The organism is Actinoplanes solisilvae (assembly GCF_003999975.1).
Classification (GTDB): domain Bacteria; phylum Actinomycetota; class Actinomycetes; order Mycobacteriales; family Micromonosporaceae; genus Actinoplanes; species Actinoplanes solisilvae.
Window position 1 is genome coordinate 104,320 of the sequence record NZ_RJAC01000020.1, and the last position, 24,282, is coordinate 128,601.

19 protein-coding genes are annotated in these 24,282 nt (G+C 71.7%); 8 read left to right on the forward strand and 11 right to left on the reverse strand.

What is annotated here, in order from left to right; all coding sequences use genetic code 11:
* Positions 1 to 13: 13 nt before the first annotated feature.
* Positions 14 to 853, reverse strand: a complete 840-nt coding sequence (locus tag EER30_RS35570; protein WP_127505285.1) for an SDR family oxidoreductase — start codon at positions 851 to 853, stop codon at positions 14 to 16.
* Between the two features lie 120 nt (positions 854 to 973).
* Here EER30_RS35570 and EER30_RS35575 point away from each other — a divergent pair, with 120 nt between their 5' ends.
* Positions 974 to 1,345, forward strand: coding sequence for a winged helix-turn-helix transcriptional regulator (locus tag EER30_RS35575; RefSeq protein ID WP_127505287.1), 372 nt, complete (start codon positions 974 to 976; stop codon positions 1,343 to 1,345).
* Positions 1,346 to 1,373: 28 nt separating this feature from the next.
* Here the strand turns inward: EER30_RS35575 and trhA are convergent, their stop codons facing one another.
* Positions 1,374 to 2,051: a PAQR family membrane homeostasis protein TrhA gene (gene trhA, locus EER30_RS35580; RefSeq protein WP_127505289.1), complete on the reverse strand. Its 678-nt coding sequence runs from the start codon at positions 2,049 to 2,051 to the stop codon at positions 1,374 to 1,376.
* Positions 2,052 to 2,129: 78 nt separating this feature from the next.
* Between trhA and EER30_RS35585 the strand changes: the two genes are divergently transcribed.
* From EER30_RS35585 to EER30_RS35595, 3 genes are read left to right on the forward strand one after another with little or no spacing between them, the layout of a single operon-like run.
* Positions 2,130 to 2,741 (forward strand): 5-oxoprolinase subunit B family protein, encoded by a 612-nt coding sequence (locus tag EER30_RS35585; protein WP_127505291.1) that lies wholly within the window; start codon positions 2,130 to 2,132, stop codon positions 2,739 to 2,741.
* Positions 2,738 to 3,598 (forward strand): 5-oxoprolinase subunit C family protein, encoded by an 861-nt coding sequence (locus tag EER30_RS35590; RefSeq protein WP_127505293.1) that lies wholly within the window; start codon positions 2,738 to 2,740, stop codon positions 3,596 to 3,598. Before EER30_RS35585 ends, EER30_RS35590 begins: the two co-directional genes overlap by 4 nt.
* Positions 3,594 to 4,343: a LamB/YcsF family protein gene (locus EER30_RS35595; RefSeq protein ID WP_127505404.1), complete on the forward strand. Its 750-nt coding sequence runs from the start codon at positions 3,594 to 3,596 to the stop codon at positions 4,341 to 4,343. The genes EER30_RS35590 and EER30_RS35595 overlap by 5 nt, the downstream gene beginning before the upstream one ends.
* Before the next feature lie 3 nt (positions 4,344 to 4,346).
* Here the strand turns inward: EER30_RS35595 and EER30_RS35600 are convergent, their stop codons facing one another.
* The 6 genes from EER30_RS35600 to pdhA all read right to left on the reverse strand — a co-directional run bounded on the left by EER30_RS35600 (position 4,347) and on the right by pdhA (position 13,668).
* Positions 4,347 to 6,140, reverse strand: a complete 1,794-nt coding sequence (locus EER30_RS35600) for an NHL domain-containing thioredoxin family protein (RefSeq protein WP_127505295.1) — start codon at positions 6,138 to 6,140, stop codon at positions 4,347 to 4,349.
* A 60-nt stretch (positions 6,141 to 6,200) separates the two neighbouring features.
* Positions 6,201 to 9,458 carry a hypothetical protein gene (locus EER30_RS35605; protein ID WP_127505297.1) on the reverse strand — a complete coding sequence of 1,086 codons (3,258 nt, stop codon included), beginning with the start codon at positions 9,456 to 9,458 and terminating at the stop codon, positions 6,201 to 6,203.
* 298 nt (positions 9,459 to 9,756) lie between these two features.
* A complete protein-coding gene (locus EER30_RS47485) occupies positions 9,757 to 9,894 on the reverse strand; it encodes a hypothetical protein (RefSeq protein ID WP_164842596.1) in 138 nt (45 codons plus the stop codon).
* 173 nt (positions 9,895 to 10,067) lie between these two features.
* Entirely contained in the window at positions 10,068 to 11,498 is a 1,431-nt protein-coding gene (locus EER30_RS35610; RefSeq protein ID WP_127505299.1) for a dihydrolipoamide acetyltransferase family protein, read from the reverse strand.
* A 5-nt stretch (positions 11,499 to 11,503) separates the two neighbouring features.
* A complete protein-coding gene (locus EER30_RS35615; RefSeq protein WP_127505301.1) occupies positions 11,504 to 12,529 on the reverse strand; it encodes an alpha-ketoacid dehydrogenase subunit beta in 1,026 nt (341 codons plus the stop codon).
* Positions 12,529 to 13,668 carry a pyruvate dehydrogenase (acetyl-transferring) E1 component subunit alpha gene (pdhA, locus tag EER30_RS35620; protein ID WP_127505303.1) on the reverse strand — a complete coding sequence of 380 codons (1,140 nt, stop codon included), beginning with the start codon at positions 13,666 to 13,668 and terminating at the stop codon, positions 12,529 to 12,531. The genes EER30_RS35615 and pdhA overlap by 1 nt, the downstream gene beginning before the upstream one ends.
* Before the next feature lie 453 nt (positions 13,669 to 14,121).
* Between pdhA and EER30_RS35625 the strand changes: the two genes are divergently transcribed.
* Positions 14,122 to 15,273 (forward strand): hypothetical protein, encoded by a 1,152-nt coding sequence (locus EER30_RS35625; RefSeq protein ID WP_127505305.1) that lies wholly within the window; start codon positions 14,122 to 14,124, stop codon positions 15,271 to 15,273.
* A 7-nt stretch (positions 15,274 to 15,280) separates the two neighbouring features.
* On the opposite strand, the gene EER30_RS35630 is transcribed toward EER30_RS35625, so the two are convergent.
* The 3 genes from EER30_RS35630 to EER30_RS35640 are packed head-to-tail and all read right to left on the reverse strand — an operon-like array spanning position 15,281 to position 20,272.
* Positions 15,281 to 16,492 carry a hypothetical protein gene (locus EER30_RS35630; RefSeq protein ID WP_127505307.1) on the reverse strand — a complete coding sequence of 404 codons (1,212 nt, stop codon included), beginning with the start codon at positions 16,490 to 16,492 and terminating at the stop codon, positions 15,281 to 15,283.
* A gap of 37 nt (positions 16,493 to 16,529) precedes the next feature.
* Complete coding sequence (locus tag EER30_RS35635) at positions 16,530 to 18,209, reverse strand: GTPase (protein ID WP_127505406.1); 1,680 nt, start codon at positions 18,207 to 18,209, stop codon at positions 16,530 to 16,532.
* 26 nt (positions 18,210 to 18,235) lie between these two features.
* Positions 18,236 to 20,272, reverse strand: a complete 2,037-nt coding sequence (locus EER30_RS35640; protein WP_432417585.1) for a GTPase domain-containing protein — start codon at positions 20,270 to 20,272, stop codon at positions 18,236 to 18,238.
* A 216-nt stretch (positions 20,273 to 20,488) separates the two neighbouring features.
* Here EER30_RS35640 and dnaK point away from each other — a divergent pair, with 216 nt between their 5' ends.
* The 3 genes from dnaK (at position 20,489) to dnaJ (ending at position 24,271) form a co-directional block, all read left to right on the forward strand.
* Complete coding sequence (dnaK, locus tag EER30_RS35645; protein WP_127505309.1) at positions 20,489 to 22,375, forward strand: molecular chaperone DnaK; 1,887 nt, start codon at positions 20,489 to 20,491, stop codon at positions 22,373 to 22,375.
* Positions 22,372 to 23,004, forward strand: coding sequence for a nucleotide exchange factor GrpE (gene grpE, locus EER30_RS35650; protein ID WP_127505311.1), 633 nt, complete (start codon positions 22,372 to 22,374; stop codon positions 23,002 to 23,004). Before dnaK ends, grpE begins: the two co-directional genes overlap by 4 nt.
* 67 nt (positions 23,005 to 23,071) lie before the next feature.
* Positions 23,072 to 24,271, forward strand: coding sequence for a molecular chaperone DnaJ (gene dnaJ / locus EER30_RS35655; protein ID WP_127505313.1), 1,200 nt, complete (start codon positions 23,072 to 23,074; stop codon positions 24,269 to 24,271).
* The last annotated feature ends 11 nt before the right edge of the window (positions 24,272 to 24,282 follow it).

The window sequence follows — 24,282 nt, forward strand, 5'->3', positions numbered from 1 at the left end:
CAGGCCGTGATCGTCAGGCCTTCAGCGCCGCCGCTACCCACGTGGCGACCGGGGTCGCCGGCCGGCCCAGCAACCCCTCGAGATCGGCCGTCGGGGCGAAGAGAGCTCCCTGCGAGGCAGCCCGGTCGGAATCCGCGTAGACCGCCGCGGCCGCCTCGGGCAGCCCGACACCGACGAGCATCTCGCGGTACTTCTCCTCGCCCAGGTCGGTGTAGGTCACCGGCTTGCCGGACTGCCGCGCGATCTCGGCGGCCAGCTCGCCGAGTGTGAAGGCGACCCCGCCCAGCTCGTAGACCTTGCCCGCGTGGCCGTCGGTGGTGAGCACCGCCGCGGCGGCCTCGGCGAAGTCGGCCCGCGGCGCGGCGCTGATCTTGCCGTTCCCGGCCGCGCCGAACATGCCGTGCTCGAGAGCCTGCTCGACGTTGTAGTTCTCGGTGTACCAGCTGTTGCGCAGGAACACCGCGGGCAGCCCAGTGGCGGTGATCATCTGCTCGGTCGCCAGGTGCTCGGCGGCCAGCTTCATGTCGGTCGTGTCGGCGTGCGGGGCGCTGGTGTAGGCGATCAGGCCCACGTTCGCGGCCTTGGCCGCGTCGACCACGTTGCGGTGCTGCTCGATCCGCTTGCCGACCTCGCTGCCCGAGATGAAGAGGACCTTGTCGGCGTCTTCGAAAGCGGCGCGCAGCCCGGCCGGATCGTCGTAGGAGACCTGCTTCACGGTGACCCCGAGGTCGGCGATCCGGTCGATCTGACGACCGAGGCCGACGATCTCGCTCGCCGGCACGCCGCGGGCGAGCAGCGACTGGATGGTGAGCCGGCCGAGGTGTCCGGTGGCGCCCGTGACGACGATGGTCATGGTGGTTCCTCCTGCGTTGGTCGTTGTGACAATCCGAGCTAACGTCGCAGCTCAGGGATCACTTCCCTATCGATAGAAGGCACCTTGAAGTGCAGTACTCACCCGAGGGATAGTAACCAGGTGGAAGTCAGTGCGTACGCGAAAGACTGCCCCAGCCGGCAGATCCTCGACCGGATCGGCGACACGTGGAGCGTCCTGGTCGTGATGATGCTCGCCGACGGGCCGCAGCGCTACACGGCGCTGTCCCGGCGGATCGAGGGGGTCAGCCCCAAGATGCTCACCCAGACGCTGCGGGGGCTCGAGCGCGACGGGCTGATCGACCGCACGGTGTACGCCGAGGTGCCGCCGCGGGTCGACTACGAGCTGACCGATCTGGGCCGCAGCCTGCTCGGCCTGGTGCGCGGCCTGGAGCAGTGGGCCGTCACCCACATCGACGACGTGCAGGTGGCTCGCCACGCCTATGACAACCCGGGCGTACGGGTAAAGGTGTAGTGCCTGGCGGCCCGATCGGCGACTGGCCCTAGGCGTAGAGCGCGAAGTAGACGGCGATGTGGTGGCTGATCGCGGCCACCAGCGTGCAGGCGTGGAAGAACTCGTGGTGGCCGAAGACCTCGGGCCACGGGTTCGGCCGGCGCAGCGCGTAGAAGAACGCCCCCACGCTGTAGATCACGCCGCCCACGATCAGCAGGACCAGGCAGGCGACGCCGCCGCGGTGCAGTACCTCGGGCAGGATCGCGACCGCGCCCCAGCCCAGGGCCAAATAGAGCGGGGCCCCGGCCCAGCGCGGCAGATGCGGCCAGATGGTCTTGAGGGCCACCCCGCCGAGCGCGCCGCCCCAGATCAGGCTCAGCATCAGCGTCGCCTTGCCGGGAGACAGCAGCAGCAGGCAGAACGGCGTGTAGGTGCCGGCGATGAAGATGAAGATCATCGAGTGGTCGGCCCGGCGCATGATCTGGTAGCCGCGTTCGCTCCAGACCCGACGGTGGTAGAGCGCGCTGATGCCGAACAGCCCGCACACGGTGATGCTGTAGACCAGGGTGCTCAGGAAGGGCTCGATGCCCGGCCGGCTGAGGGCGATCGAGCAGAGCACGATGCCGCAGACCAGCGCGACGAAGAACGCGTACTGATGCAGCCGTCCACGCAGTCTCGGCTTGCCGAGATCGGCCGGCTTCATCCTGAACGGGGCGGAGGTCGTCACGGCTCCCAGGTTACGGTATCGTAAGTTACTACAGGGTAGGTCAGTCGGGGTGAGAAAGAATACTGGCAAGATCTGCTCATGAGGCTAAAGCGTGCCGGTGCCTCGGCGCTGCTGATCGAGTGTCGCGACGGTGAACAGGTCGAGGCCTGGCGAAGCGAGCTGCTCCGTCGTCGAGACGCCGGTGACCTGCGCATTGTCGACATCGTGCCCGGTGCCCGCTCCCTGCTGCTCGACGGCGTCGGGCCGGGGACAGTCGAGGCGCTGGCCGCCCTGCCCGAGCCCCGGCGATCGGCCGTTTCCCGAGATCAGTGGCCGGTCGTGCCGATCCCGACGGTCTTCGACGGCCAAGATTTGGCGGACGTGGCCACGCGCTGGGCGATGACCACGGCGCAGGCGATCGACCACCTGACGACCACCGACTTCACCGTCGCTTTCTGTGGGTTCTCGCCCGGGTTTGCCTATATGCGCGGACTGGGCGAGAAGTTCTCGGTCCCCCGGCTCGACGCACCTCGTCCCCGCGTGCCGGCCGGTTCGGTGGGCCTCGCCGGCGAATATTGCGGCATCTATCCGACGGCCTCACCGGGCGGCTGGCAACTCGTCGGCCGCACGTCCGAGACCCTTTTCGACGTACGCGACGAGCCCCCGGCCCGCCTCGGCCCGGGCACCCGCGTCCGCCTGGTGGCAGCGTGATCACCGTCGTGCGGGCCGGCCCGCTGACCACCATCCAAGATCAAGGCCGGCCCGGGTACGCCCACCTCGGTGTCCCCCGCTCCGGGGCGCTCGACAGCCGGGCGCTGCGCCGGGCCAACGCGATGGTCGGCAACCCGGCATCGGCGGCCGGGCTCGAGACCACCCTGATGGGTTGCGCGCTGCGTTTCGAAGAGCCGGCCGTCGTGGCGGTGACCGGTGCGGCGGCGATCGTGAAGCTCGACAAGGTGCCCGTCGACGGCCTGATCGAGGTGGGGGCCGGTTCCCTGCTCGACGTGGGAAGGGCGACCCGCGGCGTACGGTCGTACGTGGCTGTCTGCGGTGGTCTCGACGTCGAGCCGGTGCTGGGCAGCCGGGCTACGGACACGCTCTCGGGCCTCGGGCCGGCGCGGCTGACCGACGGCATGACCCTCTCGGTGGGGCGGCCTCCCGCGGCTTCGCCGGAGGCTGCCGTCTCGCTGGAGCCCGACGACTCCCCGGAGATCGAGGACCAGCCCGAGATCGCCGACGAGCTGGACCTCGGGGTGTGGATCGGCCCGCGCGACGACTGGTTCTCGGGCAGCGAGCTGTTCGACACTCCGTACCGGGTCAGCCCGATGAGCAACCGCATCGGCTGCCGGCTGTCGGGTGCCGCCCTGACCCGTACGCGGGCCGGTGAACTGCCCCCGGAAGGCGTGGTGCTGGGCGCGATCCAGGTGCCGGTCGACGGGCAGCCGTTGATCTTCCTGGCCGATCATCCGACCACGGGCGGCTACCCGGTGATCGGGGTGGTCGACGACGTGAACGCCCTGGCCCAGGCGCGACCGGGAAGTACGGTGCGGTTCCATGCCCTCGATTGACCTGAACGCCGACCTCGGTGAGGGGTTCGGCCGCTGGAGCCTCGGCGACGACGATGCGCTGCTCTCCGTGGTGACCTCGGCCAACGTGGCCTGCGGCTTCCACGCGGGCGATCCGTCCACTATGCACCGGATCTGCGCCTTGGCGGTCGAGCGGTCGGTGGCGATCGGGGCACAGGTGGGCTACCGCGACCTGGCCGGGTTCGGGCGGCGGCGCATCGACTACGAGCCGGACGAACTGCGCGACGACGTGCTCTATCAGATCGGCGCGCTCGAGGCCTTCTGCCGCGTGGCCGGTGGACGGGTTGCCTATGTGAAGCCGCACGGCGCTCTCTACAACACGGCGGCCGTCGACGAAGGGCAGGCGGGCGCGGTGGTAGCGGCAGTGCGGGCGTACGACGCCTCGCTGCCGGTGTTGTGCCAGCCGGGATCGGTGCTGGCCCGGCTCGCCGCCGAGGCCGGACTGACCGTGATGGGCGAGGGATTCGCCGACCGGGGCTATCGCGCGGACGGCACGCTGATGCCGCGATCGCTACCGGGGGCGGTGCTGCACGACCCGGACGAGGTGGTCGCCCGGGCCGTGCGCATGGCGGTCGAAGGAGTGGTCGAGACCGGCGACGGCGTCACCGTGCCGGTGCCCGTCGCGTCGATCTGCGTGCACGGCGACACACCCGGCTCGGTCGAACTGGCCGGGCGGGTGCGTGCCGGGCTCGCCGGTGCGTCCCTGACCCTTACACCGTTCGCCTGACCGTCAGGCCTCGTCGTCCATTCCGCGCAGGATGAGCGGGAGGCGGCTCGGGCCGTCGGTGGTGACGACGACCGGGACGCCCCAGTCCTGGCGGGTCAGGTGGCAGGCGGCGAACTCGACGTCGACGTCGCAGGTCGCGGCCTGGGCGACCACCTGGAGCACGCCCTTGGGCACGTCCGGGTTGATGACCAGGGCGCGCGACAGGTCGGTCGTGACCCCGGCGCCGTCGAGCAGCAACTCGGGCGGTGACGCCGAGACCTCGAGCCGGGTCGACGGGCCGAACTGCTCGTCGAGCTTCTGCCCGGGGGCCGGGGTGAACACCACGTCGAGGGTCAGCGCGCCGGGCGCGACCGGGGAGGGCGGGCGCTCGGTGCGGTGCCGTTCGCCGCTGACCGTGCGGACCGCGCCGGGCGCCAGGCGGGTCAGGCGGTGGGCGGCCGACTCGACCACGATCACGTCACCGGCGGTCGTGACCACCAGGTCGCTCGGCTCGGCCAGGCCGGAGTCGACGGTCGACACCTCATCGGTCTGCGGGTCGAACCGCCGGACCGCGCCGTTGTAGGTGTCGGCGATCAGCACCGAGCCGTCGGGCAGCGCGGCGACGCCGAGCGGGTGCTGCAGCAGCGCCTCTTTGGCCGGGCCGTCGACGTGCCCGAAGTCGAACAGACCCTGGCCGGCGGCGGTATGCAGGACGCCGCTCTCGATGTAGCGCAGCGCCGAGGTCTCGCTGTCGGCGATCCACAGCCGGTCACCGCCGACCGAGAGGCCCGACGGCTGGGCCATCCACACGTCAGGGATCGGCCCGTCGCGCAGGGACTCGACCGTCGTGCCGGCGTAGACGCCCACCGTGCGCCGGCTCGGGTCGAACCACCAGAGCTGGTGAATGCCGGCCATCGCGATGATCACCCGGTCGTCGAACCAGGCGAGGTCCCACGGGGAGGACAGGTCGGCGGCCAGGGCCTCTTGCACCGGCTCGTCGACGGCCGAGCGCCACGGACGGCCCGAACCGGCCACCGCGGTGATCTTGCCGTCGGCCAGGCGCAGGCCGCGCAGCTGGTGGTTGACCGTGTCGGCGACCACGACGTCGTAACCGACGTTCGCGGCGACCTCGGCCGGCAGCAGGAGCAGGCCCTCAGGTTCGCTGAACGGCTCACCGCGCTCACCGCTGCCGAACCGGCGGACCAGCGTCTCGCCGTCGGACTCGACCTCGACGACCGAGTGCCGGGCCGAGTCGCTGACGAGCAGGTGGCCGTCAGGCAGCTCGATCGCCTTGCCGGGGAAGCGGAACACGGTGTCGGCGGCGGGCGGCGGAACGTACGGGCCGTCGCCGCGGTGCAGCGTGCCGTCGGCCGTGTGCTTGGTGATCAGCTCGTCGATCAGCCGGGAGAGGCCCTCGGCGTGACCCTCGCCGGCCATCGAGGCGACCAGGTAGCCGGTGGGGTCGATCACCGACAGCGTGGGCCAGGCCTTCGCCGCGTACTGCTGCCAGAGGTGCATGTCGCCGTCGTCGACGACCGGGTGGTGCACGCCGTAGCGCTCGACCGCCGCGGCCAAGGCCTTCGGGTCGCGCTCGTGCTCGAACTTGGGTGAGTGCACGCCGATCACGACGATCGCGTCGCCGTACTTCTCCTCCAGCGGCCGCAGCTCGTCCAGCACGTGCAGGCAGTTGATGCAGCAGAAGGTCCAGAAATCCAGGACGACGATCTTGCCACGCAGGTCGGCCAGGGTCAGGTCCTTGCCGCCGGTGTTCAGCCAGCCACGGCCCCGCAGCTCGGGGGCCCGCACACGTGCAGTCATCGCACCATCGTGCCGCACCTCGACTGCGGGTACGGCACGAAGGTGGTCAGGATGACAACGTCAGGCGGGCTTCTTCAGGCATAGGACCTGGTTGTTGCCGTCGGCGTCCTTGTTGATCACGGCGGGCTGGGCCGGGTCGGCGCACTTCGCCCGGTCGTCCACGATGGAGACGACCTGGAACGCCGTGGCGTCCGAGCACGCGACCTTGACCGCCGCCTCACCCTCCTGCTTCACGCACTCGCCCTGGATCACCGACAGCGACTCGCCACCCTTGCCGCCGGCCACCAGATAGACGATGCCGAACACGATGCCGAGCAGCACGACCGCGCCCAGCACGACCGACACCAGGATCGGCAGCATGCGGACGTGCGGCGTCTCGGGCTTGGCCGGCTTCGCCTCGGACTTGAAGCTGTCGAACCGGCCCTGGTCGGCCTCGACGCCGGGCCAGCTCGTCGTGTCTTCCGGGGTCGGCGGGGTCACCGTGGCGCGGCTGGCCGGGCTCGGGAAGCCGCCCACTCCGCCGTCGTTGCCGAAGCCGTTGGACCCCGGCTGGCCGGGCGAGTCGAACCCGCCCAGACCCGGAGGCATCGGCGGCAGAGCCGGCGCCGGCACATAGGGCTGCAGGTCGCGGCCCGCGATGTCGGTGGTCAGCTCGCTGTAGGGCTCGCCGGGCCGCGGGGGCGGACCGGGCAGGTCGGAATAGAGCGAGCCGGGCGGAGCCGGCTCGGGCGCCGCACCGGGCAGCGCGGGCGCCGAGGCCATGCCGGTCGGGGCGCTGCCGGGGCCGCTCGTCGGGGAGACGCGGGCGCTGGCCCGGGCCGGGGACTGCGGGATGATGCCGGCGCCGCGAGGCTCGTCGTCGTCGGGATAGGCCGGGAAGGGCGGCGACCCGAAAACGCCCTGCGCGGAACTGTCGTCGCTGGCGCCGAAGGCTCCGGAATCCGGGTGGAAGGCACCCGAGTGGGGCTGACCCCCGCCGAAGCCCGCGCCGAACGCGCCGGAATCGGGCTCCGGGCTTGCGGAGGACGACTCGTCCTCGGCGGGCTCGGCCGCGGCGGGACGGCCGTAGACCCGGGCCTGCGGCGCGGCGTTCGCGGACGGGATCTCGGCCGCGTCGACCGGGGCCGTGCGGCTGGTCGTCGGCACCGAGGCGCTCGCCGTGACCGGCCGGGCCGAGCCGACGGCGGCCGGGTTCTCGGCCGGGTCGCGCGGCGCGGGCACCGAACCGGGGGCGACCGGCGAGCTGAGCGCACCGAGCGCGGCCCCGGGCACCCGCTGCGGGTAGCCGTTCGGGTTGTCCTCGGACTGGCCGGGCCTCCGGTAGATCGCTTGATCATCGGCGGGTTGCTCGTCGCCCGGCGTGAACGGCTGGGCTGCGCCGTAGGTGGCGCCCGGATCGCGCACCACGCCGAAGGGCGAGGACGCGGCGTCGGACGGCGATGAGTGGTCCTGCTGGTCGGACTCGAACGGCGGGACCGGACGGGCGGAGCCGTACGTGGGCGAGCTCGCGCGGGCGTCGTCGGATCCGCCGCCGTAGGGCTGGACGGAGCCGAAGGCACCGGGGTCGCCGGCGGCGCCGTAGACGGGAGCGCCGCTTTCTTGGGCGCCGTCGGGCTGACCGAACGGGGACGCCGGGCCGGAGTCGGCCTCGGGCTGGCCGTAGGGGCCGGCGGGCCGGGCCGAGCCATAGACGGAGGCGCCGTTGTCAGGGCTGCCGGGCTGACCGAACGCGCTGGAGTCGCCCGGCTGACCGAACGCACCCGAGTCGGGCTGACCGAACGTGCCCGAGTCGGGCTGACCGAACGTGCCCGAGTCAGGCTGACCGAACGTGACGGAGTCGGGCTGGCCGAACGCGTTGGAGCCGGCCGCAGGCTGGCCGTAGGTGGCCGGGTCGCCGGAGGGCTGGCCGTAGGTGCCCGCCGGACGGGCCGAGCCGTAGACGGGAGCCTCGCCCTCTTGAGCGCCGTCGGGCTGACCGAACGGAGCCGGCGGCCGCGCCGAGCCGAACGCGGGCGTGGCCGGGACGCTGCCATAGGCCGGGCTCTGCGGCTGCCCACCAGCTTTGCCGCCGCGGCCGAACGGGTCGGGCAGACCGTCGCGCTCGGTCTCGCCGAACGACTGCTCGGTCGGTTGCCCCTCGGCGGACGCGCCGCGGCCGAACGGGTCGGCGAACGGCTCGGGACGGCCGTAGGGGTGGGGCGGGATCTCGTCGGCCGAACCCTCCGGCCCGCCGAACGTGTTGAAGCCCTGAGCTGCAGGTTGCTCGGGGAAGCCCGTGGGCGGGCCGAACGGCGCCTGCTGGCTGCGGATCGGGAGCTCGCCGGGAACGCCCTGCGGCGGCTCGGGGCTGTCGCCAGGAGCGTTGCGCAGCGGGAACCCGCCGCTGTCGCCGCGACGGGTCGGGAACGCCGTGCCACCACCGCCGGAGCCGCGCAGCGGGAACCCGCCGCTCTCGGCCGACGCCGGCGCGGGAGCGGCGGCGGGAGCCGCCGGGGGGCGAGGCGCAGCCGGCGGAGGGGCCGGAGCGTCGGAAAGACCGGTCAGCGTGGCGCCGGGAACCCGGATGCGCTGGTCGCCGAAGGCGGAGACGCCCGGCGGCCGACCGGTGGGCGGCTCGGCCTGCTCGGGGGCGGCACCGCGGGACGCCGCGGCGGCGAACCCGTCGAAGCCGTCGAGCGAGTCGACCGTGCTGCCCGGGTTGGCGTTGCGCTGCGGCAACGGGGCGCCGGGGCGCTGGATGAAGTCTTGGTCGGCGGCCGGCGGGGCCGTCGGGGGCGGGCCCCAGACCGACTGCGGCTCGGCGGGCGGTGCCGCGGCCTCGGAACCGGGCGGTGGCCCGAACGCGGAGGACGGGCCGCCGTTCTGCGCGGGGCCGAACGGGGACGCCGGTGCGGCGGAACCGTAGGCGCCGGGGTCGCCGGGCGTGACCGAGCCGTAGGGCGAGGCGGCGCCGCGCTGCGGCAGCGCGCTGCTCTCACCGGTCTGCGGGGCCGGGGTGGGGTTGCGTTGCGGCAGGGTGCCGCCCTCCTCGGGAGTGGGGACGCGGGCCGAACCGTACGACGTGCCGGTCGCCGGACGCGGAGCGTCGGGACCCTGGCCGAACGTCGGCACGGCGGGCACCACGAACGGCGAGCCGCCGTTCGGTGTGGCCTGCGGAGGCGGGCCGTAGGAACTGGGGAAACCGTCGGCGGGTGGCGGGGCGGACGCCCGGCCCGAGATCCGCTGACCGTCGGAGTCGGGCGGGAAACCCTCGGACTCCGGGCCGCCCGACGTGGCCTCGGCCGGTTGTGAACCGGCGTAGTGCCCCTCGGACGTCATGAGCGCCTCCTCATTTCATGCGGCCGTTGCCAGTCAGCTCGACACGGACGCCGGACTAACACGACGTCGTGCCCAGCTCTGAGGCCAGGCCGTGCGAAGACTCCGGGTCTTCAGGCCCGGGCCCCCGGGCCGACCGGCCGAGCCGGTCCGATGACCGTGCCCAACCGTACCGGGCGAGGGCGGCAGGAGGAATCCCGGTGTACGCCCCGGAGGGGAACGGCGGGCCGATCTTCGAGGATGCCGCTAAATGCGAACGGCCCGCCCGGAGGGGATCCGGACGGGCCGTGGCGCCGTTGGCTCAGAAGACCCGGCGCTGTGCGAAGAGCGCGATCTCGTCGCGCATCGACTGGGTGGGCGCGGTCATCCAGGCCCGGTCGATGGCGCGGTTCTGGCGGTTGATCAAACGACGACGGCGGACGCGGTCGACGATGCTCATTGCGTCTTCACTTCCCTCGGGCCGGGATCGCCGGCCCATCGTGGTGCTGGTCTCGATGTGACTCCATTGTGCTTCACATCGAGACCAGCGGCCAACGATTTATGGGGTGACGTCGCGCACGTGCCTAACGATCGTAGGTCAACAAACTTGCTTGCCTAACGATTGCCAGCGTCTTAACTCCAGGCCAAGATCGTTCCCTCGGGGTCGGTGAGGAAGTCACCGATGTCGCGCAGGAACTTCGAGCCCAGTTCGCCATCGATGATCCGGTGGTCGAAGGAGAGCCCGAGGGTCGTGACCTGGCGAACCTTGATCTTGTCCTTGTGCACCCAGGGCATCGGCCTGATCGCGCCGAAGGCCAGGATCGCCGACTCGCCCGGAGGGAGGATCGGCGTGCCGGTGTCCACACCGAACACTCCGACATTTGTGATGGAAAGGGTGCCGGCTGCCATGTCGGACGGCGGCGTCTTCCCCGACTTCGCGACCTGGACCAGCGCATTCAGGGCGTCGGCGAGCTCGCGCAGGGTGAGGCGGCCGGCGTCCTTGACGTTCGGGACGATGAGACCGCGCTCAGTCGCCGCGGCGATGCCGAGGTTGACGTACTCCTTGACGACGATCTCGTTGGTCGCCGCCGACCAGGTCGAATTGACCATCGGGTGGCGCTTGACCGCGAGCAGCACGGCCTTGGCCACCAGCAGCAACGGCGAGATCCGCACGTCGCGGAACTCACGCTGGCCCTTGAGCTTCTCGAGGGTCTTCATGGTGCGGGTCACGTCGACCGTGAGGAACTCGGTGACGTGCGGCGCCGTGAACGCCGACGCGACCATGTTCTCGGCGGTGAGCTTGCGGACACCCTTGACCGGGATCCGCTGTTCACGGCTCGCGTCGAAAACGGCCGCGGCCGAGACGGTGGTCACGCTGGGTGCGGCGACAGCCACCTCCACCGGGGCCGTCGCGGCCTGGTGTACGTCGTCCCGCGTCACCGATCCGAGCGGACCCGTACCGGTGATCGTGGTCAGGTCGACGCCGAGATCGCGGGCCAGCTTGCGCACCGGAGGCTTGGCGAGCACGCGACCACCCGCGGGAACCGGCGGCGGAGGCGGGGCCACCGGGGCCGGAGCGGGCGGGGGCGGCGGCGGTGCGGTGGTAGCGCTGCCGGTCGGCGTACCGACTCGGGGTCGCCTTTTGGCCGTTGTGGTCTTCGGCCCGTAGCCGACGAGCACCGCCGTGCGGCCACCCGGCGCCGGACCACCGATCAGGCCCGGCTCGACCGCACCCTCGGCCGGCGCGATCTCGACTGCCGCCAGCGACTCGGCCGACGGCACAGGACCGGGCCGGTCGGACGGGAGCGGACCGGCCGACGGGTCGGTGTCGATCGCCACGATGGGCGCGCCGACCTCGACCGTGGTGCCGGCCTCGTGGAAGATCCGCGTGACGACGCCCGCCCACTTGGCCGGGATCTCGACCGCGGCCTTGGCCGTCTCGACCTCGACGATGGGCTGGTTCAGCTCGATCGTGTCGCCGACCTTGACCAGCCAGGCCAGGATCTCACCCTCGGTGAGGCCCTCACCGAGGTCGGGCAGGTTGAACTCCTTGACGCGTGACATCGCCGTCACCAGCCGAACGAGCGGTCGACGGCGTCGAGCACACGGTCGAGGTCGGGGAGGTAGTCCTCCTCGACGCGGGCGGCCGGGTAGGGGATGTCGTAGCCGGTGACGCGCAGGACCGGGGCTTCCAGGTTGTAGAAGCAGTGCTCGGTGACGCGGGCGGCCAGTTCGGCGCCGAGGCCGATGTTGCCGGGGGCCTCGTGGACGACGATCGCGCGGCCGGTCTTGCGGACCGAGGCATAGATCGTGTCGTAGTCGACCGGGGAGAGCGAGCGCAGGTCGATGACCTCGAGGTTGCGTCCGTCCTCGGCGGCGGCGGAGGCCGCGTCCAGGGCGGTGCGGACCATCGGGCCGTACGCCAGCAGGGTCGCGTCGGTGCCCTCGCGGGTGACCCGGGCCGAGTGCAGCGGGAAGGCGCCGGACAGGTCGGCGTCGAGGTCGACCTCGCCCTTCTCCCAGTAGCGCCGCTTCGGCTCGAAGAAGACGATCGGGTCGTCCGACGTGATCGCCTGCTGGATCATCGCGTACGCGTCGGCCGGGTTCGAGCAGGTGACGACCTTGAGGCCGGGGGTGTGCGCGAAGTAGGCCTCGGGCGACTCAGAGTGGTGCTCGACTGCGCCGATGCCGCCACCGAAGGGAATGCGGATCACGATCGGCAGCCGTACGTTGCCCTTGGAGCGGTAGAACATCTTCGCCACCTGGGCGACGATCTGGTTGTAGGCCGGGAAGACGAAGCCGTCGAACTGGATCTCGCAGACCGGGCGGTAGCCGCGGATGGCCAGGCCGACCGCGGTGCCGATGATGCCGGCCTCGGCGAGCGGGGTGTCGATGACCCGGTCGTCGCCGAAGTCTTTCAACAGCCCGTCGGTGATGCGGAAGACACCGCCGAGCTTGCCGACGTCCTCGCCCATGATGACGACCTTGGAGTCCTGCTCCAGCGAGCGGCGCAGCCCGTGGTTGAGCGCCTTGCCCAGGGTGATCGTCTCGCCCCGGTTCTGCTGGGGGTTTCCGCCGCGGTTGAGCTCAGCCATCAGTGCTCACTCCCCTCGAACGAGGCGTGGTAGTCGGCGAACCGGGCGCGCTGTGCGTCGACCTCGTGCGAGCCGTTCGGATAGACATGGTCGAACATCGTGTCGGGCGCCGGGTCGGGCATGGCCAGGACCCTTTCCCGCAGGTCGAGGGCGAGCGTCTTGGCCGACTCGTCGACCTCGGTGAAGAAGGCCTCGTCGGCGACCTGCTGCTTGGTCAGGAACGCTTTCAGCCGCGAGATCGGGTCTTTCGCCTTCCACGACTCGACCTCGCTCGCGATGCGGTAACGGGTCGGGTCGTCGGAGCTGGTGTGCGCGCCCATGCGGTAGGTGTAGGCCTCGATCAGCGTCGGGCCCTGCCCGTTGCGCGCGCTGTCGAGCGCCGCCCGGGTGACCGCGAAGCTGGCCAGCACGTCGTTGCCGTCGATGCGTACACCCGGGAAGCCGAAGCCCGCGGCCCGGCGGTAGAGCGGGATGCGCGTCTGCCGCTCGAGCGGCTCGGAGATCGCGTACTGGTTGTTCTGGCAGAAGAAGACCATCGGGGCGTTGAAGACACCGGCCCAGACGAACGCCTCGTTGACCTCACCCTGGCTGGTGGCGCCGTCGCCGAAGTAGGCGATGACGGCCTCGCCGTCGGGCGTGCCGGTCTTGCCGTCCATCGTCACGCCCATGGCGTAGCCGGTGGCGTGCAGCGTCTGCGAGCCGATCACGATGGTGTAGCCGTTGAAGCGGTGCTCGTTGGCGTCCCAGCCGCCCTGGTCGACGCCCCGGAACAGGCCGAACGGCATGATCGGGTCGATCGAGCGGGTGTAGAGGACGCCGTGTTCCCGATAGGTCGGGAAGGCCATGTCCTGGGGGCGCAGAGCCCGGCCGGAGCCGACCTGGGCCGCTTCCTGACCCAGCAGGCTGGCCCAGATGCCCAGCTCACCCTGCCGTTGCAGAGCGGTCGCCTCAGCGTCGAGTCGCCGGACGGTCACCAGATCGCGGTAGAGCCCGCGGTATTCCTCGTCGGTGAAATCGACGGAGTAGGTAGTGCCGTCGGCGGTGGTGACGCTGTCGATGCGATCGCCGTCGGGGGTGAGCAGTTGGACGAAGCCGCCGGCGGGAGCGTCGGCCCCCACTTCGCGTTCGCCGTTCGCCATCCGTGTCTCCCTGTTCATCTCTGCGCCCGCGACGGGTGTTGCCCGTCTGCGCGGCGGACCGTTGGTCGCCGCGCCTGGCCCGGGTGAGGTTGCCGCGCGGCGGATCGGCGCGGGCCTGGACCCCACCGGGGAGTGACGAACCCCACCTCGCGCCCCGCGTGGTCAGCGGAAGCAACGGCGGCGGTGCCGTCGCCACCATCCTGACAGAGAACGTGAGCCGCGTTACAGGTCGGGTCGATCACAGTCAGAAAATTCCCCGGTCATATAGGTGCCCGTTTTTGTCCGAATAAGCGGCTTTCGTACGGTCACTACCGTACGAACGGTCCTTTTGTGCCGCTGCCGATATGCCCATGCGTCGTTCACTCCGGTAACCGAGGCGGATCGGTGTTGATCATTGCAGCCGGTCGTGCCCGTCCATGTCCGCTCGACCATCCGTGAGAGGGGGAGCCCGGCGTGCCGGACCAGCGCGAAGACGACCTCGTGCCGCCGATCAGGGTGATGCGCAAGCGTCTGAACGGGGTGTACCGGGCGGACGCCGGGTTCTCCGGTCCTACGCGTCGCTACGTCCTGATCGTAGCGATGCTGGTGGGGCTCGCGTCGGTGCCGACCCTGGCCGCGATCACGGTGGGCTCGCGAGAGCTGTCGGGCGGTCGTACGGACACGATGGACATCCCTTTCCTGCCGCCGACCGCGTCCGGCCCGGTCCAGCAACGGCCCCCGTCCTCGTCGCCCGCGCCGGATCCCACCGGCGGATCGGCACAGGGCGCCTCCAAGACCGCAGATGCCGCCGTACGGGTGGGGAAGTTGCTCGGTCAGGCAGGCAAGCGAAAGCCGGCCGGGACCGGCACCCCCGCCCCCGACCGCCGCGACGACAGCGATTCGCGGGCCCGGACCCCGGCCGGAGGCTCCGGTGAGGACAGGCCACGACGGAGTGGCCGCGGAGGCACTCGCGCCGCCGACGTCGACCACCCGGTGAACACCAGCAACCGCGCGGCCCGGGCCGCCCGCCCGGCCACTCCCGGACGGCCCGGTGGCGTACGCAAGCCGGTGGTTCCGGGATTGCCGCCGGTGCCTGACGAGCCGGCCGAGCTCGAGACGCCCCCGCGCGACCAGTGGAGCCGCGCCGGGCTGCCGTCGAACCCCGACCTGCCCGACGTGCCGGCCGACGACGAGGAACAGCCGTCGGGCGACGACGAGGACCCACGCCCGCCCGACGGCGAGGAACCGCCGTCAGGCGAGGGCGAGCATTCCGACCGGCAGCGCCGGTGCGAGGAGAACAAGCAGAACCGGAAGACCCACCGTTCCGTAGCCCGTCACCGGTCCCGAGACCGGTCCGAACACAGCCGGAGGTCAACTGTGGCCGAACGCCCGCACAACATCCGACCGACCGCGATCCTCGAGCGCAGCCACGCCAACAGCGGCAACTACGCGCACCGGGTCATCCCCGAGGCCCGCTCGGAGGAGAACCAGAACCGCTCCTACCGGGGCAGCCACAGGGCGAGCAGCATGCACCACGCCGACGACCAGACGCCGGCCCAGCAACGCAGCTCCCGGGTCGGCCGCCATCACGCCGAGCACAGCGAGGATCTTTCCGGCCGCTGGTGAGCGGGCCCTACGGCCCGTCGAGGCGGTGGCGGTTGGCCTCGATCCAGGCGTCGATGGCGTCAGCGTCGTTGGGGTCGACGCCCTCGGAGATGAGCTGGGCCACGGCCGCGGTCGCCGGGCTGCGCTTCTCGCCGGTCGCGTAGAGACGCGCGAACTCGGGGATCATCTCTTCGACGACGGCGTCGGTCTGCTCGGCGGCGGCCTCGGGCAGGTCGCGACGGCGCAGCGCGTAGGACGACCAGGCGCGGGTCACGCGGGGAAGCATCGCGGCGTCGTCCATGTCGAGCACGGCGCGACGGTGCACCCAGTCGAGCAGGAAGAGCCCCGCCACCGCCGGACTCCAGCGCAGCGGGTCGGGGTCGGGCAGGCTCGCCGCGTGGTCGAGGATCAGGCTCAGGCAGAAGTGCAGCGAGGCGAGTTCGTCGTCGGCGTGCACCCGGTCGAGCCCGAAACGGGCCGCCTCGGGCGAGGCCAGGAAGTCACGGACCAGGGCGGAGCCGGCCGGCGTGGGCGGCTCGGCCAGCGGCGGCGTGGTCGCCGAGGGCAACAGGGCCAGCCGCGCGCCGGCCAGCGCCCGGTCGGTCGCGAGGGAGCCCTCGGAGGGCAGGTCGGTCAGCTCGTCGGTGATCTCGAGGTGACGGGCGACCTCGCCGCGCAGGCGGCCCGGATCTTCCTCGCGGAACCAGGTGAGGTCGTCGTCGGCGCACATCTGGCGCACCTGCTCGAGGATGCGCTCGGCCGAGGCGCCGACGAAGACGTCCTTGGCGATGCCGATGTTGTGGTCGACGAGGGCGACGACCGCGTGCTCGGGGCCGCCGGCTTCCTCGTCGTCGTAGGCGAAGGTGGCCAGATAGGACGTCTGGTCGCCGTAGACGTCGCCGTAGGCGTAGCAGCCCGTCGGGCGCACCCGGCCCAGTTGCGCCGTCCACGACGGGGCCTGGGCGCCCGGTCGCACCTGCCCGGTGCCCTCGGCGTCGGGCACGAGAGTAGCGAAGACCTCACGGATAGTGGTCGCGGAGGCCGTGCGGCGGCGGGTCGTCGCCGACAGGAAATCGCCGACGAAGGCGCGCACACCCGCGGCCCGGTCGTCGTGGGCCACGGCGTAGACGCTGCCCAGCAGGGCGGTGCCGAGCATCTCGGCATCCAGCGCGCAGTCGAGCTTCGCCACGTCGCGGGCCGCGTGCAGGACCGCCTCGTACGGAGTCTGTGGTGCCGGCATGCCGCGAGCCTACCCGCCACGGTGCGTGCTGGGACTACTACGAACGCACGGCGGTGAGAGCTTCACGCGCCTGTGCGTAAGCGTTCAGCACTTCGCGCACGGGGGCGACGACATATTCGCGGCCGACCTCGGTCACCGAGGCCCGCAGCCGCTGTTCGGCCCGTCGCCGCGCCCGGTTGGCTCCCCACTGCACGATCGGGCGCAGGATCAGCCACAGCAGCACGCCGAGGACCAGGCCGCCGACGAACAGCACGGTCGGCAACGGAACGACGCCGAGCTGCGGATTGTCCAGTTCGGGCAGTCCGAGCAGGCGCAGCCCGTAACCGAGGATGAGCCAGCCCAGCCCGGCCACGGCGGCCGCGAGGAACAGCCAGTGCAGCCAGCCGGCCGCCCGCCACCAGAGCGGCGTCTTGTCGAGGCCCAGGTCGGTCTTTCCGACGGCGCGGTCGAGCGCGTCGGGCAGGTCGGCCGATCGGGATCGAGCAGCGGTGGCCAGCGCGGGTTTCCACACGTCGGGCAGGGGTGCGGCCGCCCGGTTCGAGACCGCGCGCACGGCCAGGCCGACCGCCGATTTCTGGGCCGCGTCGGCCTCGGGCAGCGACGTGCGCGGGACGATGTCGGTGGAGATCGCGTCGGCCTCGGCCGGTTTCGCGTCGGCTGACTTCGCGTCAGCCGGCTTGGTGTCGAGGTGCAGACGGCGTAGCGGGTCGGGACGCAGGCGGCGCAGCCCGCGGGTCAGCGGCCAGCCGGTGGCGGCCGCAGCCCGGTGACGGTAGGCGCCGGCGGCCGCGTCGGCCACCGCGGTGACCCCGGCCGAGGCGGCCAGCGCGTCGGTGAGCTGGCGCACGGTGGCGCGGTCAACCTCGTCTTCGGCCGCGGGCGGCCCGATCATGCTGGTCAGTGGCCCGCCGACGGAGTCGAGATCGCCGGCCAGGCGGCGCAGGGCGGCCTGCCGGTCGGCGACCGTGGTCTCGAGCGAGCCGCGCAGGTCGGACAGCATGCCGGGCTGCTTCGCCGAGGTCGCCAGCACCGGTGCCTCACCCAGGCCGTCGTCGCCGAGCAGCCGCTTGAGGTCGCCTAGCACCAGCTCGGTGTCTTGAGTGGACAGCCGGTCAGCCTGGTTGAGCACCACGACCGTGACCGCGGCGTGCGAGCGGAACTGCGACAGGTAGGCCTGGTGCAGGATCCGGTCGCCGTATTTCTGCGGGTCGACCACCCAGACGATCAGGTCGACCAGGCCGAGGAGGCGGTCGACCTCGAGCCGGTGACCGCGCTCGACCGAATCGAAGTCGGGCAGGTCGAGCAGCACGAGCCCACGCAGCGAGGCCTCGTCGTCACCGTCGAGCGCGCTCTCGCGCATGAACCGGTGCCGCGGCAGCACGCCGACCCAGTCGAGGAGCTGGTTGGCCGGCTCGAGCGGGCCCCAGACACAGGCGTGCGCCACCCCGGTCGTCGGCCGCCGCACGCCGACCGGCGACAGTTTGAGCCGGGCCAGGGCGTTGAACAGGCTGGACTTGCCGCTGCCGGTGCTGCCGGCCAGAGCGACGACGGTGTGGTCGCGCGAAAGGGAAAGCCGGTTGCCGGCCCGCTCGACCAGCGTGTGGGCGGCGACCAGGCCGCTGTCGGGCAGGTAGGGGTCGACCAGGCGCAGGAATCGGCTCAGCGCCTCGAGCCGCAGCACCAGCCGCTCGGCGTCCACCCGGTCGTCGCCCGCCATCGCCTCGCGCACCTTCTCGATCAAGCTCACGTCGCGCTCCCCGTCAGGGCGAGTTCGCTACGGGAAGTCTCCACGGCGGCCGCGGCTTGCCGCAGGAGGGCCCCCGGTTCCTCGGCCAGGCCGACGGCCGCGAGCCGGTCGGTGAACCGTGCGGCCTCTTCGTCGAGCAGCTTGCCGACCCGCAGCAGCAGATCTTCGCGGGCCTGGGTGGCGAGCGTGCGGATGGCCTGGTCGCCGAAGATCGCCTCGAGCACCTTCTGGGCGGCCACCGCGCTGCCGGCACCGGCAGCCACCTCGAGCCCGGTGGGGATGAAGGCGGTCGAGGTGAAGACGGCGATCATGACGGCCAGCCCGGCGCCGTTGATCGCGTAGGCCGCGCCGCGCGCCACCACCCGCTTTTCCGCTCCCTCGGCTCGCACCAGGCCGAGCACCCACTGCTGCCAGTCGCGCACCATGCGGTCGGCGCGGTCGGGCAGGTCGGCCGAGGGTCGTTGCAGATCGGCGTCGAGCAGGGCCGCACCGGCCGGGTGGGCCTGCCAGGCCGCCGACGCCTGCTCGGCCGCGTCGGCCGCGATGCCCCGCAGCAGCGTGACGAGCTGGGACTCGAGCGCGGCCTGCAGGTTGCGTCCGGGTAGGGGGCGGCCGGTGAGCGCCGAGACGAACCGGTCGCGCAACTGGCCGACCTTGTTCTCGAGGGTTTTGAGGAACTCGCCGGTGCCGACGAACTCTTGCCAGCGGGCCAGCACCTCGCCGCGCAGCAGGCGGCCGTCGCGCAGGCCGTCGCCCATCGTCTGCCGGCCGGTGCGATAGGCGGCGGTGACGCGGTCGCTCAGCGCCTTGGACGCGACGGCCTGCTCGTCGGCCGCGTCGGCCAGGCCGGCCACGGCCGGGGCCAACGACATGAGTGCTCCGTCGAGCGTCTGGCGTACCACCGCGGCGCGGGCGGTGGCGTCGGCGGCGAGCCGGCCGAACCAGTCGTGCAGGGGGCCGATCACGTCTTCGCCGATCAGGCCCTGACCGTCGAGCTGGGTCTCGGGCAGCACGAACAGTGGCGCGGCGCCCAGGTCGCGAACGTTGAGCATGTCTTGCAGGTGAGTGGCGATCTCGGCCGTGGCCTCGGCGGGCACCCGGTCGAGGACCAGGGCGATCACGGTGCCGCGCAGCCGCGCGGTGGTGAGCAGTTCCCACGGCACGGCGTCGGCGTAGCGGGCCGCGGTGGTCACGAACAGCCACAGATCGGCGGCCGCGAGCAACTGCGCGGCGAGTTTGCGGTTGCCCTCGACCACCGAGTCGATGTCGGGCGCGTCCAGCAGGGCCAGGCCGGCGCCGAGCGCGGGGGCCGCGACGAGTTGCAGCGCGGTGGGCTCGTTGCTGGCCTCGCGGGTGCGCACCAGGCCGGGCAGCAACTGTCCCTGTTGGAACCACGGCAGGTCGGCCGGGTTGCTGACCAGCACCGGCGAGCGGGTGGTCGGGCGCAGCACGCCGGCCGTGCTGACGGGGGCGCGTACCAGGCTGTTGACCAGCGTCGACTTGCCCGCGCCGGTGGAGCCGCCCACGACGACCAGCAGCGGGGCGTCGAGCCGGGCGAGGCGCGGCAGCAGGTAGTCGTCGAGCTGCGTGACCAGGGCCGTGCCGACCCGCTCAGCCTCCTCGGCCGAGGGCATGACGAGCGGATAGGACGTGTCGCCGATCACACCGCGTAGTTCGGCGAGCGCCTCGGACAGCCTGCGGACGGCGGGTGAGGGTTCGGCCGTGACCGTCGCGGCGACAAGCGCGTCGGCCTCGCCGAGATCGGCCGGACGTGGCCCGGCCGGAACGAGGGCGGCGTCGGGCGCCGGCGCGGTGATCTCGGCGCCGGGCTCCTGCGGAGGACCTGCCTCATGTGGCTGACGGGACACGGCGGAATCCGTACGATCAGTGTGGTCCACGGCCTCGGCGGTCATGGCGCTGACCTGCTCTTTCTTCTCCGCTGAGCCGCTGCTGGAAACCGGGTCGGGCGCTCGCGTGGCGGCGGGTGCGGCGGACAGGGCCGCTTGCCCCACCGCGTCACCGTGGGTCGTCACGGGTAAAGAGTGCCGTATCAATTGGTGCAGAACAACAGGTGCCGGTATGCCGTGACCGGACAGGTATCTGTCGAACTGCCGACGCGGGGGCAAACCGGCGGTAGTTGCGCCGGGTCGACTCAACTTCGACTTGACGTCGTGCGCGCCCGTGGCATCATTGAGTCGGTTCCACTCAACCTTGTATCGAAGCCGAGCATGTAAGAAGCGAGGAACACCATGGCACGTGCGGTCGGTATCGACCTCGGCACCACGAACTCCTGCGTCAGCGTTCTGGAAGGAGGCGAGCCCACCGTAATCGCCAACGCGGAGGGCTCACGGACCACCCCGTCCATCGTCGCCTTCGCCCGTAACGGTGAGGTGCTCGTCGGTGAGGTCGCGAAGCGTCAGGCGGTGACCAATCCTGACCGGACCATCCGCTCGGTGAAGCGCGAGGTCGGCACGAACTGGTCGATCGACATCGACGGCAAGAAGTACACCCCGCAGGAGATCTCGGCGCGGGTCCTGATGAAGCTGAAGCGCGACTCCGAGGCCTACCTCGGCGAGACGGTCACGGACGCGGTCATCACCGTCCCGGCCTACTTCAACGACGCGCAGCGCCAGGCCACCAAGGAGGCGGGCGAGATCGCCGGCCTCAACGTCCTGCGGATCGTCAACGAGCCCACCGCCGCCGCCCTGGCGTACGGGCTCGACAAGGGCTCCAAGGAGCAGACCGTCCTGGTCTTCGACCTCGGCGGCGGCACCTTCGACGTCTCGCTGCTCGAGCTGGGCGACGGCGTCATCGAGGTCAAGTCGACCTCGGGTGACAACCACCTCGGCGGCGACGACTGGGACCAGCGGGTCATCGACCACCTGGTCAAGACGTTCCGCGGCGAGCACGGCATCGACCTCGGCTCCGACAAGATGGCTCTCCAGCGTCTGCGTGAGGCCGCCGAGAAGGCGAAGATCGAGCTCTCCGCCGCCACCACCACCAGCATCAACCTGCCGTACATCACGGCCGGCCCCGACGGCCCGCTGCACCTCGACATGTCGCTGTCGCGCGCCGAGTTCCAGCGCATGACGCAGGACCTGCTCGACCGCTGCAAGGGCCCGTTCGAGTCTGCGATCAAGGACGCCGACGTCAAGCTCGCCGACGTCGACCACGTCATTCTCGTCGGCGGCTCGACCCGCATGCCGGCGGTCGCCGAGCTCGTCAAGAGCATGACCGGCAAGGACGCCAACAAGGGCGTCAACCCGGACGAGGTCGTCGCGGTCGGCGCCGCTCTGCAGGCCGGCGTGCTCAAGGGCGAGGTCAAGGACGTTCTGCTCCTCGACGTCACCCCGCTGTCCCTGGGCATCGAGACCAAGGGCGGCATCATGCACAAGCTGGTCGAGCGCAACACGACCATCCCGGCGCACCGCTCCGAGGTCTACACGACGGCTGAGGACAACCAGCCCTCCGTGCTGATCCAGGTGTACCAGGGCGAGCGCGAGATGGCGGCGTACAACAAGAAGCTCGGCACCTTCGAGCTCAGCGGCATCGCCCCCGCCCCGCGCAACGTGCCGCAGATCGAGGTCTCCTTCGACATCGACGCGAACGGCATCGTGCACGTGTCCGCCAAGGACCTGGGCACGGGCAAGGAGCAGAAGATGACGATCACCGGCGGCTCCGCGCTGCCGAAGGACGACATCGAGCGCATGATGCGCGACGCGCAGGACCACGCCGACGAGGACAAGAAGCGCCGCGACGACGCGGAGACCCGCAACCTGGCCGAGCAGCTGCAGTGGCAGACCGAGAAGTTCCTGGCCGAGAGCGGCGACAAGCTGCCCGAGGACAGCAAGAACAAGATCGGCGAGGCGCTGGGCGAGCTGCGTGGCGCGCTCGGCGGCACCGACATCGAGAAGATCAAGTCGGCGCACGAGCGTCTGTCACAGGTCTCCCAGGAGGCCGGTTCCCAGCTCTACTCGCAGGGCGACGGCACCCAGGCGGCTCCCGGCCCCGACGGGACCGAGGCGCCCGGCGCGGCCGGTTCCGAGGGCCCGGCCGGTGCGTCGAACGCGGGGCCGAAGGCCGGTGGCAACGACGACGTCGTCGACGCCGAGATCGTGGAGGACGACAAGAAGTGAGTGCCACGGACGACGAGAACGACGGTCAGGCGACCGAGCGGGTCGTCATCCGGGACCGCCGCAAGATCGATCCCAAGGCTGAGTCCAAGGCCCCCGCGGCCAAGGGCAAGGCCCAGGTCGGCGCCCACCGGGCGGCCGAGCCCGAGCAGGAGACCCCTCAGGCCGCTCAGCCCGAGGAGTCCAAGCCCGGTCTCGGCGCCGAGCTCGAGGCGCTGCGGACCGACCTCGAGGAGCGGACCCACGACCTGCAGCGCGTGACCGCCGAGTACGCCAACTACCGCAAGCGGGTCGACCGCGACCGGGGCGCGGCGGCCGAGCAGACGACCGGTGCGGTCCTGACCGCGCTGCTGCCGGTGCTCGACGACATCGACCGGGCACGCGAGCACGGCGACCTGTCGGGTCCGTTCGCCTCGGTGGCCGAGTCGCTGACCACCGTGACGGGCAAGCTCGGGCTGGTGCCCTTCGGCGAGAAGGGCGACCCGTTCGACCCCAACCGCCACGAGGCGGTCGCTCACCAGACGTCCGCGGACGTCACCGAGCCGACCTGCGTCGAGGTCATGCGCCGCGGATACACGCTGGGCGAGCGGCTGTTGCGACCGGCCATGGTCGCGGTCGCCGACCCGGAGTGATCTCACACGTTCGTCCCGCCCACCGCATCGCGGTGGGCGGGACCTGCCGCAGGAGGGGGGAGGCGGGATGAGCTCGAAGGACTGGCTCGAGAAGGACTTCTATGCCGTTCTCGGCGTGCCCAAGTCCGCTCCGGCCGACGAGATCAAGAAGGCCTACCGGAAGCTCGCCCGCGATCTGCACCCGGACCGGAACCCCGGAAACCAGGAGGCGGAGGAGAAGTTCAAGGCCGCCTCCGAGGCGTACGACGTGCTGTCGGACGACAAGAAGCGCAAAGAGTACGACGAGATGCGCTCGCTGTTCGGCTCCGGCGCGTTCCGCCGGGGCGCCCGCTCCGGCACCGGCACCCAGTTCGACCCGTCCGACCTGTTCGGCGGGTTCAGCGGGGCCGGCGCGGCGGGCGGCGCGGCCGGTGACAAGCGCTTCGGCGGGGCCGGGTTCTCCGACATATTCAGCTCGATCTTCTCGGGCGGCGGCCCGGGCGGTGGCGCCGCACGGCGGGGCGGACCGCGCCGCGGCCGCGACGTCGAGACCGAGGTGACGCTCGACTTCCCCCAGGCGGTGAAGGGCACGACACTGCCCCTCACGCTGCGCTCGGCGGGTGAGTGCGAGACCTGCCACGGCAACGGCGCCGCGCCCGGCACCTCGCCGCGCACCTGTCCGCAGTGTCAGGGCAGCGGCCTCATCTCCCGCAACCAGGGCTCGTTCAGCTTCTCGGAGCCGTGCCGCGACTGCCAGGGCGCGGGGACGATCGTCGAACAGAAGTGCCCGGAGTGCCGGGGCACGGGCGGGGTCACCAAGGCCCGCACGATCAACGTCCGGTTCCCGTCCGGGGTCGCCGACGGCCAGCGCATCCGGCTCAGCGGCCGCGGTGAGCCGGGCGATCGGGGCGGGCCCGCGGGCGACCTGTTCGTGCAGGTCAAGGTGCGGCCCGACGACCTGTTCGGACGCACCGGGGACGACCTGACCCTGGTGGTGCCGGTCACGATCGCGGAATCGGTGCTCGGCACCGATCTGCGCGTGCCGACGCTGGACGGCCCGGTCACCCTGCGGGTGCCGCCGGGCACGCCGAGCGGCCGCAAGCTGCGGGCGCGCGGCAAGGGAGTGACCCGCAAGGACGGACCACCCGGAGACCTGATCGTCACGGTCGACGTGCAGGTGCCCGACGGTGTCACGGGGGAAGCCCGCGACGCGCTCGAACGTTTTTCCAAGCTGACCCCGCCGGCCGGGCGGGAGCGGCTCGAGGACCGGGTGCGCCGGAGTAGTTGAGACTGAGGTCA

Excerpts from the sequence above, each read along its gene's own strand:
- EER30_RS35570 (WP_127505285.1), bottom strand. The coding sequence starts at position 853 with ATGACCATCGTCGTCACGGGCGCCACCGGACACCTCGGCCGGCTCACC.
- EER30_RS35585 (WP_127505291.1), top strand. The coding sequence starts at position 2,130 with ATGAGGCTAAAGCGTGCCGGTGCCTCGGCGCTGCTGATCGAGTGTCGC.
- EER30_RS35600 (WP_127505295.1), bottom strand. The coding sequence starts at position 6,140 with ATGACTGCACGTGTGCGGGCCCCCGAGCTGCGGGGCCGTGGCTGGCTG.
- EER30_RS35605 (WP_127505297.1), bottom strand. The coding sequence starts at position 9,458 with ATGACGTCCGAGGGGCACTACGCCGGTTCACAACCGGCCGAGGCCACG.
- EER30_RS47485 (WP_164842596.1), bottom strand. The coding sequence starts at position 9,894 with ATGAGCATCGTCGACCGCGTCCGCCGTCGTCGTTTGATCAACCGCCAG.
- EER30_RS35610 (WP_127505299.1), bottom strand. The coding sequence starts at position 11,498 with ATGTCACGCGTCAAGGAGTTCAACCTGCCCGACCTCGGTGAGGGCCTC.
- EER30_RS35615 (WP_127505301.1), bottom strand. The coding sequence starts at position 12,529 with ATGGCTGAGCTCAACCGCGGCGGAAACCCCCAGCAGAACCGGGGCGAG.
- pdhA (WP_127505303.1), bottom strand. The coding sequence starts at position 13,668 with ATGGCGAACGGCGAACGCGAAGTGGGGGCCGACGCTCCCGCCGGCGGC.
- EER30_RS35630 (WP_127505307.1), bottom strand. The coding sequence starts at position 16,492 with ATGCCGGCACCACAGACTCCGTACGAGGCGGTCCTGCACGCGGCCCGC.
- EER30_RS35635 (WP_127505406.1), bottom strand. The coding sequence starts at position 18,209 with ATGGCGGGCGACGACCGGGTGGACGCCGAGCGGCTGGTGCTGCGGCTC.
- dnaK (WP_127505309.1), top strand. The coding sequence starts at position 20,489 with ATGGCACGTGCGGTCGGTATCGACCTCGGCACCACGAACTCCTGCGTC.
- dnaJ (WP_127505313.1), top strand. The coding sequence starts at position 23,072 with ATGAGCTCGAAGGACTGGCTCGAGAAGGACTTCTATGCCGTTCTCGGC.